The sequence below is a fragment of the Algoriphagus faecimaris genome, assembly GCF_900101705.1.
Lineage (GTDB): Bacteria > Bacteroidota > Bacteroidia > Cytophagales > Cyclobacteriaceae > Algoriphagus > Algoriphagus faecimaris.
Genome location: NZ_FNAC01000044.1, coordinates 23685 through 32523, shown reverse-complemented (window position 1 = coordinate 32523; position 8839 = coordinate 23685). Strand labels below are relative to the sequence as shown.

Here is an 8839-nt window from a genome sequence, read left to right as displayed (position 1 = left end):
GGAAAGAATAGCTTTTCAAGCAATAAAAACTATGTGTCTATGTGGTTTTAAAAAAAAGGGTGAACCACTTAGACAGACAGATAGTGTCTTTTTGGGATTCAATTGTGTAAAATCTGATTTCAGAAATCTTATTCAAAATGGATTAGTGGTAATCTGAATTCTAAAATTCTTAGTACCTTTTCCCTTCATCATAATTACTCTTGCTATGTTGAGACCTCTCTTTATTTCTGTTTTCCTAGTTTTAATCAGCTTCGGTGTACAGGCTACCGAACTCGCACAAATGATCCAAACCTATCAGGCGGACCGTGGTGCACTCAGCCGCTTATACACCAATTCGCTCTCTGAAGAATATTTTGACCGAATGGAGTCCTTCAACCTAGAATATTTGGAAGTTTTACAAAGCTTTAATTATGATTCCTTCTCCGAAGATGGAAAAATTGATTACGTACTTTTTCGCAATTATCTGGAAACTCAAATCGCCGAGATGGCGCTCGAAAGAAAAGATTTTGAGGGAGTAAAGTCTGTGTTGGCATTTGCAGAGCCTCTTCAGAATTTTGTGCTTGCCCGGCGTCGGGCCAAAGAACCGGATTCTCAGACTTTGGCGGCAAGTTGGAATGAAGTGGCCAAACAAATTGATGAACAAAAAGCAGGTTTATCCACTACCTCGAAATACAATTCTTGGCAAAAGGCTGATTTGGCTGCGGCAGCAATTGAGCGTTTACATCAAACGATAAAGGAAGCCTATGAATTTTACTTTGACTATGATCCGGAGTTTACCTGGTGGATGCCTGAACCTTGGGAAATGCTAGATGCTAGCCTGAAATCGTACGCTTCAGCTTTGCGCGAGCACTATACCAACCCGGTGAAAGATGACGGCAGTGGCATCATCGGTAAGCCTATAGGAAGGGAAGCGCTCTTAAATCAATTGGCTTTTGAGATGATCGCTTATTCTCCTGAGGAGCTGATAGCCGAAGCTGAGCGTCAATTTGAATGGTGTGAAAAGGAGATGCTCAAAGCTTCCAATGAATTGGGCTTTGGAAACGACTGGAAGGCTGCTTTGGAGATGGTGAAAGAAACCTACCTTCCCGCCGGATCTTGGCCTGAGGAAGTGGCCCGTCTCGGTGAGGAAGCAATCGGAATCATGGAGGAAAATGACTGGATTACCGTGCCCGAACTGGCCAAAGAAACTTGGCGAACGCGGATGATTTCTGCCGAAAGACAACGAGTCAGTCCTTTCTTTCTGGGTGGTGAAGTGATTCAGATTTCTTACCCAACTTCGGAGATGACACATGAAGAAAAAATGATGTCCATGCGGGGAAATAATCCCCATTTTTCACGGGCCACCGTTCAGCACGAATTGATTCCCGGACATCATTTACAGCAATTCATGAATCAGCGCTATATGACCCACCGACGACTTTTCCGTACTCCCTTTTGGACGGAAGGCTGGGCGCTGTATTGGGAATTTGTACTTTGGGATCGGGATTTTCCACGGGACGCCAAAGACAAAGTGGGGATGCTGTTTTGGAGAATGCATCGCTGTGCCCGGATCATTTTCTCGCTTAATTATCACCTCGGGAATATGAGTCCACAGGAATGCATCGATCTCTTAGTGGATCGGGTGGGGCACGAGTATGCCAATGCAGAAGCTGAAGTCCGGCGATCCTTTGAGGGGAGCTATGGCCCGCTGTATCAGATTGCTTATATGATTGGGGCTTTGGAGTTTTATGCGCTTCGAGCTGAAATGGTGGACTCAGGGAAAATGGAGGAAAAAACCTTTCATGACCTGATTATGCAGCAAAATACCATGCCGGTGGAAATCCTCAGAGCCAAAGTAACCGGACAGTCGCTGGATAAAAACCATAAAGCGAGCTGGCGGTTTTTGGATTGATTTTTCTAAGTAACCCTGCAGGGGTTTCAAACTCTTGCAGGGTTGGAAATGAAAAAAGAGGCCAATCAGCCTCCTTTTTCCATCTAATTTAAACCATCATCTATTTTTTATATTTTACCTTGACACCATCTTTGAGGGTAATTATGATGACCCCATTTTTGCCTTTTTCTCCGTAAACTCCCGTAGCGGATTTGTCTTTGAGAACAGAGATGCTTTCGATGTCATTGGGGTCAATATCCAAGTTGGTCATGGATGATTTTTCTATAGTCCCTTCCGAAGTGGTAATAATGAAGAGGGGCTGGTCCTCTTTGTTTTCTCCGGCCACTGCAATTGAAACACCTTTACTTGGGTAACCCATACGAACCCTGGCTGAAGGGCTCATTGAAGAACTGGCTGTTTCACTCTTTCCCAATCCAGATACTCTCCCGGAAAGTGTCTGATTATTGCCTAAGAATTGGCGATCCATAGCCAATATTTGGCTTTCGCTGAGTTCGTTTTTGATGGCGACTAAGGTGGCGAGTTGTTTTTTCTTCAATTGATTTTCTAGGCTGAGCACCCGATCCAATTGAGTCATAACGGCAGTCTCATCGATCTTTGGGCTTGCTAGCAGTTTTTCCAGTCGGACATTTGCCTCGTCTAGGTCCCATTTTAGTGTAGAAAAGTCTCCGGCATTTTCAGCATGAAGTTTTTTGATTTTAGTAGCTTGGGTGTCCGACAGGTTGATTTTTTCTCTAGCCTGCATAATCTGATCGGCGGAGTAAAGGTTTTTTTTGAAGATGTCCTGAGCTTGCGTAAAGTTTGAGAGCAGAAGTAGGGCAATTACAAATAGGTTTTTCATGGTAGCGTTGGTTTAGAAATCAGTCAAAAGGGAAGTGGTGGTAGATTCCCATACATCGATGTAGTCCTTTTCTTCGATAATTAATTCTTGTTGGCTATACTCATTTTCTTGAAGCGTGATAATAAGTAGATCTGCCGAAGTATCGGGGCTTTCCTGTGGAGAAAAGAAATAAAACCCACCTAGCAACAGCGTTGCTGCTATTCCTATAGGAAGCCACCAATTGATGCTGCGAGCTTTGACTTCAGGAAACTCCGGCGTCTTTATTTTCTGATCCTTTGCCTTCATTTCTGCAAAGAAGTCACGAAGTAGTTGATCATTGTCCATTGTGTTGCTGTAGTTGAGTTTTTAAAATCAATTCTTTCAGTTTCTTTTTACCTCTTTCATAGTGAGTACGCGCTGTTCCCAAGGTGATTTGTAAGGTTTCGGCAGCTTCCTCTATGGTCATATTATGGTAAAAAACCGCCAAGATCACCTCTCGTTGACGAAGCGGAAGTAGCTGAATGATTCCATCATAATTCTTTTCTTCCAGTTCCTCTTCGGGAATCACTGCATCATAATTTTCTTCTAAGGCTTCTATTTTCCCGATCTTTCGTAACTCATCTATTGCCGTAAACCGAATAATAGAAAAGAGCCAGGATTTGATTTTCTCGGGTTGGTGAAGTTTGGCCTTTCCTTCGAGAATTTTCAGATAGCACTGCTGAAGAATATCCTTGGCAAGTTCATCATCGAAGTAGCAGCATTGCCTTGCCCAAAGAAAGGCTTCCCGATGATGGGCTTTTAGAAGATATTCGAGCTCGCTATGCTGCATATTCAACCCTTAGTCGTGAAAAAGTCGAATTATATGACAAGGGAGGAAAAAACATCTCATTTTTATAGCTTTTAATTTCGCTCTCGAATGCGAAAGAGGTAAGCCAGCGTAAATTCCAGGTTGGTAGAATTCATATCAAAAACCCTATCCTGCCCCTCGGGGTTGGTGAAATCATAAGCAAAGCGAACTTCACCTGCTAGCGTGCTTTTTCCGAAAAGTTTGGAAATTCCCGCACCTCCGGTCAGTCCATACATAAGCTTTTTGGGATGATCATCGGGCCCACCATAGGTTGGGAGTTCAGGTCTTGCTGAGCTGCTAAAATCTCGCTGAATGTCTCTTGCGCCTAGCAGGTAGCCCAAATGGGGGCCGACTTTGATCTGAAATCTTCCTGAGCGTCCCGCAAAGAAACTGGCAAGTAAGGGCATTTTCAGATAGTCCAGTTCACTGATATTCCGCTGAATGGGATCTGTATCTGGATTGGGTAAGTTCATACCAAGGGTGATTAGCTGTAGATTGAGTTCAATACCAGCATTTTTGGAATTGAAATGCTCGATGACAAAGGCAAAAGTAGGCTTGCCCACAGCCTCTGTCCCAATGGCCCGGAAATTGGCTGCCGGACGATAGGAATAGGTAGAGGTGGTATAGCCGGCACGGATTCCGACACTCGTTTGTGAAAAAGCTTGATAAGCCGACAAAATCATTAAAAAGGCAAGAATAGTTTTTTTCATCTGTTGGTAATTTGATCCTAGAAGCCCGATAGCTCAGTCTTGGTTATTTAAAACGAAGGTACCATAAATCGGTTCTCCCAAGATCGAAAAGCCTCTGATTTCTACCAAAAAAGGTCCTGCTATCTCATTCAGTTCAAACTCAATCGGCAGGGACAGGCTCCTCTCATTTGTGATGACAAAAGGATTCCAATATAAAGTGGGTCGGAATGGGGCTAAAAAAGGAAAGTTTTGGCGGGACTCTATTGCTTCATCAAATTTTTTAACCTGCTGAAAGCCCTGAAGGGGAAAGAGATTGAAATTGTTTAGGCTAGCGGCAAGACTAGGGCCGGTTTTCAGAAAGATAGAAATTATTCCATTTCTTCCCTGATCCCCATATTGAGGGACTATTCTTCTGAGCACCTCGATACGCTCGATGTTGTAAACATTGATGCTTTCTAGAACAGTATAGACGGACTGACCCGAACCTCCTGAGAAGGTACCACCGGATAGGGCATTGGCTGGATTTCCGTTGATCAAGACCAGAGGTTCACCTCCCCGAAAGCGTACACCCACATACGGAGGTGAGCCCACGACTTTCATTCCAGGTACTTTGGCCATTAGTGCATAGAGAAATTGAAGCGTAGTACCTACTAAATTCATCTCGTTGGTATTGACCACATTATCGGGTCTTCCGTAGATCATTCTTTCGATATTTTGTTTTTTGGAGGCCTTGACCTCTGCTGTTTCCAATAGAATCTCTCCTTCCTCTAGTGGACTAATTGGACGAATACTCTTGTCAGGAGGAGTTCCTCTTTTTACGACATCGGGAAATGGGCTATTCAAATCCAATTCTTCACTAGGATAAGATTTGAGGTCCAACTGAATAGTGCGGATGGGTTGATTGTAGGGTCCTGTAGCTTTTAAGTTAATCTCAAACTCTCCTTCAAAATTTGAGGCAGGAAAAGAAAATACTCCAGTGTTGTCAGATTTTAGTTTGCGCTCGTCTTCGTAGCCATTGATAAATGCCTGAATGGTCCCCTGAATGGGTTGGCCATCGTCATCTTGTAGCTTTCCGGATAGTTCAAACCCTTGCTCAAGGGGGTATACAAAATCTTTCATCTCATTGACTAGTATTTTGCCCGCCAATTGATCTGTTATTTTTCTTTTTTCCGAGACATAGACAGCCTGTTTCAGGTCAAGGACAGCTACAGACAAATTTGCGCTAAGAGGAAGCCCGGCTTCATCTGTAATCATTAGGTTAAGTCGAACTTTTTCCTTTCCTCCGTAGGATTGTTTATCAGTGAATAGGCCCACATTTTTAATTTCAAACTCCTCAGTGGAGGCCTCAGGTTGGCTAAAATGATCGAGAATCTGAATAGGAAGGATAAATTCTCCTCGCTCATAGTTCAAACTCCAACTGGTATAGGCTCTTAGAAAAAAGTTGCCAGTCTCGGCTAGATCTGGAAGCGCAAGCTGACCTGCACTTAGGCCATTATTGATCTCTACTACCTCATGAATCCAAACATAGCCGGTCGTGTCAATCAACTCTACATGGAGAACCTTGCTCAAGTCTTCCGAGAGTAGGGAATTGGCATAGCTGAGGTAAGCTTTGAAAAAAATATGCTCACCGGGCCAGTAATGTCTGCGATCGGTATGCAGGTAAACTCGCTCTTCCATAACCTCTGCATTTTTCTCCAAATTGGCCAATTGGAAAGATTTAGCTGCATTAAAAGTATGTGGCACTCCAAAAATTGGATTACCTTCAAAAACCTGTCCCTCCCAGTCCAAATTTCCAGGTTCATTAGGGGATCCATTTAGTTTAACTTGTAATTTTTCTCCCTTATAACTCATATTTCCTAGTCTGCCATTTTCTCCTTTGATCTTCAGAGGAGTGTCAAACTTCAGGAAATATTCACCGGGAATTTTGGAAAAAGATACTTCGGGCTGAGGGTCTGAGGAAAATTCAGAAAGATCACCAATCATCAACTGAGACAAGAAGTAGGAGGGGCTATTTTTGTAGGCCGCGAGTCGGGCATTTCTGAGGCTTTCCTTGTCTCCTTCTTCAGGTAATTCAAAATAGGAGACAGTCATAGATATCGGTTGATCTTCCTCTAAAATAAAAGGCTCGAAATAAATGGTGATCAAATACGCGGTCTCTTGATTAGAAAAAAATAAAGGACCTGCGGATCCCACCTTGATGTTTTTATCGCGTTGAGTTTCAAAAATTAATTGATCTTGATTCAAAAGCTGCACCTTATCCTTACTGGGATGATCCTTGAAGAATTTCTCTTCTACTGATTTGATGAATTTCTTTCGCTTGGATTTAGAAAAATCTGAAGAAAATAGATTGCCCTCAACCCCTGAATCCACGGAAAAAGTCATATTCAGGGAATTTCCAGCTTTTACTGTTATTTTTTGGGAGTTGGTGATATATCCCGCCCCTCTTCCTTGGACCTCCCAAAGACCTTCTTGTACATTGGCTAATAAAAAATTGCCCGAAGAGTCTGAAAATGCCTGATAAGTAGTGTTGGGAATAAAAATATGATAATCCTGTAGGGGTTGACCAGTTTCGCTTTCGATGACTTTTCCTACAATCCGCCCGGTTTGACTGATGGCCAGATTGGTGTATAAAAAGCTAATAAAAACTAATATTACGGTCTTCATAGTTAGTACAAAATAAACCTTTTGAACTATAAAAAAAAGAGTGCCCCAAAAAGGCACTCGATGTTTACTCTTCCTCCTCCGAACCTCGTTTGATTTCATCCAGGTCTTCCCGATCTTTGAGTTTCTTATCCTCTACATTTTTATTGAGAAATTCATTGATCTTATCGATAGGAAAGGAAGATGAAATCTCACCAAAGGAGTCAATTTCCATTTTGAAACCCTTCAAGTCTCCATGGACCTTCGGGTCTTCCTGTATTTTCTTCTTCTTTTTGCTCATAGTCGCTTGAATTAGCTGGTAACTTCAAGGTTTTCCATCGCAAATCTGATTCGCTTGGCCACCTCCTCTTGTCCTAATATAGCAAATATCTCCATCAAATCAGGCCCTGCACCTGCTCCCGTCACTGCCAAACGTACCGCTTGCATAACTTTTCCTAATTTGACTTCCACCGCTTCGGCTGACTCTCCGAGTAAGGTTTTGGCAGTTTCAGCATCAAATTGTCCTGTAAATACGTCTAGTCTCTCAGCATAGTTTCCCAGGACTTTGACAGCATCCGTATTCCATTTTTTGGAGGCAACCTGCTCATCAAATTTTTGAGGGGCCAAAACCAGGAACTGACTTTCTTTCCAAAGTTCAGCAGAGAAGGTCACTCGGTCCTTGGTCAGACGGACTATGGCAGCTGCTTTCTCTTCAGAAAGTTCGAAGCCATCCAATTTTGCATCCGCTTGGACAAATTTTGCTAGCTCCTCGATAGGTGTATTTCTCAGGTAATGCTCATTGTACCATTTGGCTTTAGCAATGTCAAATTTTGCCCCTGCCTTACCGATTCGTTCTATGGTGAAAGCTTCTACTAACTCTTCCTTGGTGAAAAGTTCACGCTCGTCTCCGGGGTTCCAGCCGAGAAAGGCCAGAAAATTCAATAAAGCATCTGGTAAATAACCTTGCTCCCGAAAGCCTATGGCAGTTTCTCCGGTGCTCTGATTGTTCCAATCAATGGGAAACACGGGGAATCCCAAACGATCTCCATCCCTCTTGGATAGTTTCCCATTTCCATCCGGTTTTAGGAGAAGGGGTAAATGGGCAAATTCAGGCATAGTCTCTTCCCAGCCAAAAAACTTGTACAGCAACACATGCAAGGGAGCAGAGGGGAGCCATTCTTCACCGCGGATCACATGAGTAATAGCCATCAAATGATCATCGACGATATTAGCCAAATGATAGGTAGGCATGCCGTCGGATTTCATCAATACTTTGTCATCCAAGGTGGAGGAATGCACCATTACCCAGCCTCTGATTAAATCATTGAGACGGACTTCTTCTTTGCGTGGGATTTTGACACGAATCACATAGGGCTCTCCCGATTCCAATCTCGCCTTTACCTCTTCTGCGGAGAGTGTCAGCGAGTTTTTCATCTGAGTTCTTGTGATGCTGTTGTATTGAGGCTGCACGACACGGGCCGCGGTCAATCGCTCTCGCATCGCATCCAGTTCTTCAGCCGTATCGAAAGCATAATAAGCGTGTCCCTTTTTCACCAAGTCCAATGCATATTGCATGTAGTCAGGCTTTCGCTCCGACTGCCTGTAAGGGCCAACATCACCGGGGTTCCATGGGCTTTCGTCAGGAGTGATCCCCAACCAATCCAAAGATTCCCGGATATACTCCTCTGCTCCAGCTACGTACCGGGCCTGATCAGTATCCTCAATCCTGAGGATGAATCTTCCCTGATTTTTTTTGGCAAAAAGGTAATTATAAAGGGCCGTTCTCACTCCTCCGATATGCAAGGGACCGGTGGGGGATGGGGCAAAACGTACGCGAACTTCTCTACTCATGGATTAGTATTTCTTTTCTGATAACAGACTGTAGGATCGATGGTTTGATCATTGAGGCTGCAAAGATAGGGATTTGTAGGGGAAGGGGGATTGTTGGAGAATAT

The 8839-nt window shown here is 43.5% G+C and carries 8 protein-coding genes; 1 reads left to right on the top strand and 7 read right to left on the bottom strand.

Going from position 1 to position 8839, the window contains the following annotated elements:
• Positions 1-205: 205 nt before the first annotated feature.
• Positions 206-1891 carry a DUF885 family protein gene (locus tag BLQ57_RS17805; RefSeq protein ID WP_087940921.1) on the top strand — a complete coding sequence of 562 codons (1686 nt, stop codon included), beginning with the start codon at positions 206-208 and terminating at the stop codon, positions 1889-1891.
• A 100-nt stretch (positions 1892-1991) separates the two neighbouring features.
• Here BLQ57_RS17805 and BLQ57_RS17800 read toward each other — a convergent pair whose 3' ends face one another.
• The 7 genes from BLQ57_RS17800 to gltX all read right to left on the bottom strand — a co-directional run bounded on the left by BLQ57_RS17800 (position 1992) and on the right by gltX (position 8735).
• Positions 1992-2729, bottom strand: coding sequence for a Spy/CpxP family protein refolding chaperone (locus BLQ57_RS17800; protein WP_087940922.1), 738 nt, complete (start codon positions 2727-2729; stop codon positions 1992-1994).
• A gap of 12 nt (positions 2730-2741) precedes the next feature.
• Positions 2742-3053, bottom strand: a complete 312-nt coding sequence (locus BLQ57_RS17795) for a hypothetical protein (protein ID WP_087940923.1) — start codon at positions 3051-3053, stop codon at positions 2742-2744.
• The gene (locus tag BLQ57_RS17790; protein ID WP_087940924.1) at positions 3043-3537 is read right to left on the bottom strand and encodes an RNA polymerase sigma factor; all 495 of its coding nucleotides are present in this window, start codon (positions 3535-3537) and stop codon (positions 3043-3045) included. Before BLQ57_RS17790 ends, BLQ57_RS17795 begins: the two co-directional genes overlap by 11 nt.
• A 71-nt stretch (positions 3538-3608) precedes the next feature.
• Positions 3609-4265 (bottom strand): porin family protein, encoded by a 657-nt coding sequence (locus BLQ57_RS17785; RefSeq protein WP_087940925.1) that lies wholly within the window; start codon positions 4263-4265, stop codon positions 3609-3611.
• Between the two features lie 33 nt (positions 4266-4298).
• On the bottom strand, positions 4299-6908 hold the full coding sequence (locus BLQ57_RS17780) for a carboxypeptidase regulatory-like domain-containing protein (RefSeq protein ID WP_169712793.1): 2610 nt from the start codon (positions 6906-6908) through the stop codon (positions 4299-4301).
• A 64-nt stretch (positions 6909-6972) separates the two neighbouring features.
• Positions 6973-7185 carry a hypothetical protein gene (locus tag BLQ57_RS17775; RefSeq protein WP_087940927.1) on the bottom strand — a complete coding sequence of 71 codons (213 nt, stop codon included), beginning with the start codon at positions 7183-7185 and terminating at the stop codon, positions 6973-6975.
• 11 nt (positions 7186-7196) lie between these two features.
• Complete coding sequence (gene gltX / locus BLQ57_RS17770) at positions 7197-8735, bottom strand: glutamate--tRNA ligase (RefSeq protein ID WP_087940928.1); 1539 nt, start codon at positions 8733-8735, stop codon at positions 7197-7199.
• Between the last annotated feature and the right edge of the window lie 104 nt (positions 8736-8839).

Excerpts from the sequence above, each read along its gene's own strand:
- BLQ57_RS17780 (WP_169712793.1), bottom strand. The coding sequence starts at position 6,908 with ATGAAGACCGTAATATTAGTTTTTATTAGCTTTTTATACACCAATCTG.
- BLQ57_RS17785 (WP_087940925.1), bottom strand. The coding sequence starts at position 4,265 with ATGAAAAAAACTATTCTTGCCTTTTTAATGATTTTGTCGGCTTATCAA.
- BLQ57_RS17805 (WP_087940921.1), top strand. The coding sequence starts at position 206 with ATGTTGAGACCTCTCTTTATTTCTGTTTTCCTAGTTTTAATCAGCTTC.
- BLQ57_RS17800 (WP_087940922.1), bottom strand. The coding sequence starts at position 2,729 with ATGAAAAACCTATTTGTAATTGCCCTACTTCTGCTCTCAAACTTTACG.
- BLQ57_RS17795 (WP_087940923.1), bottom strand. The coding sequence starts at position 3,053 with ATGGACAATGATCAACTACTTCGTGACTTCTTTGCAGAAATGAAGGCA.
- gltX (WP_087940928.1), bottom strand. The coding sequence starts at position 8,735 with ATGAGTAGAGAAGTTCGCGTACGTTTTGCCCCATCCCCCACCGGTCCC.
- BLQ57_RS17775 (WP_087940927.1), bottom strand. The coding sequence starts at position 7,185 with ATGAGCAAAAAGAAGAAGAAAATACAGGAAGACCCGAAGGTCCATGGA.
- BLQ57_RS17790 (WP_087940924.1), bottom strand. The coding sequence starts at position 3,537 with ATGCAGCATAGCGAGCTCGAATATCTTCTAAAAGCCCATCATCGGGAA.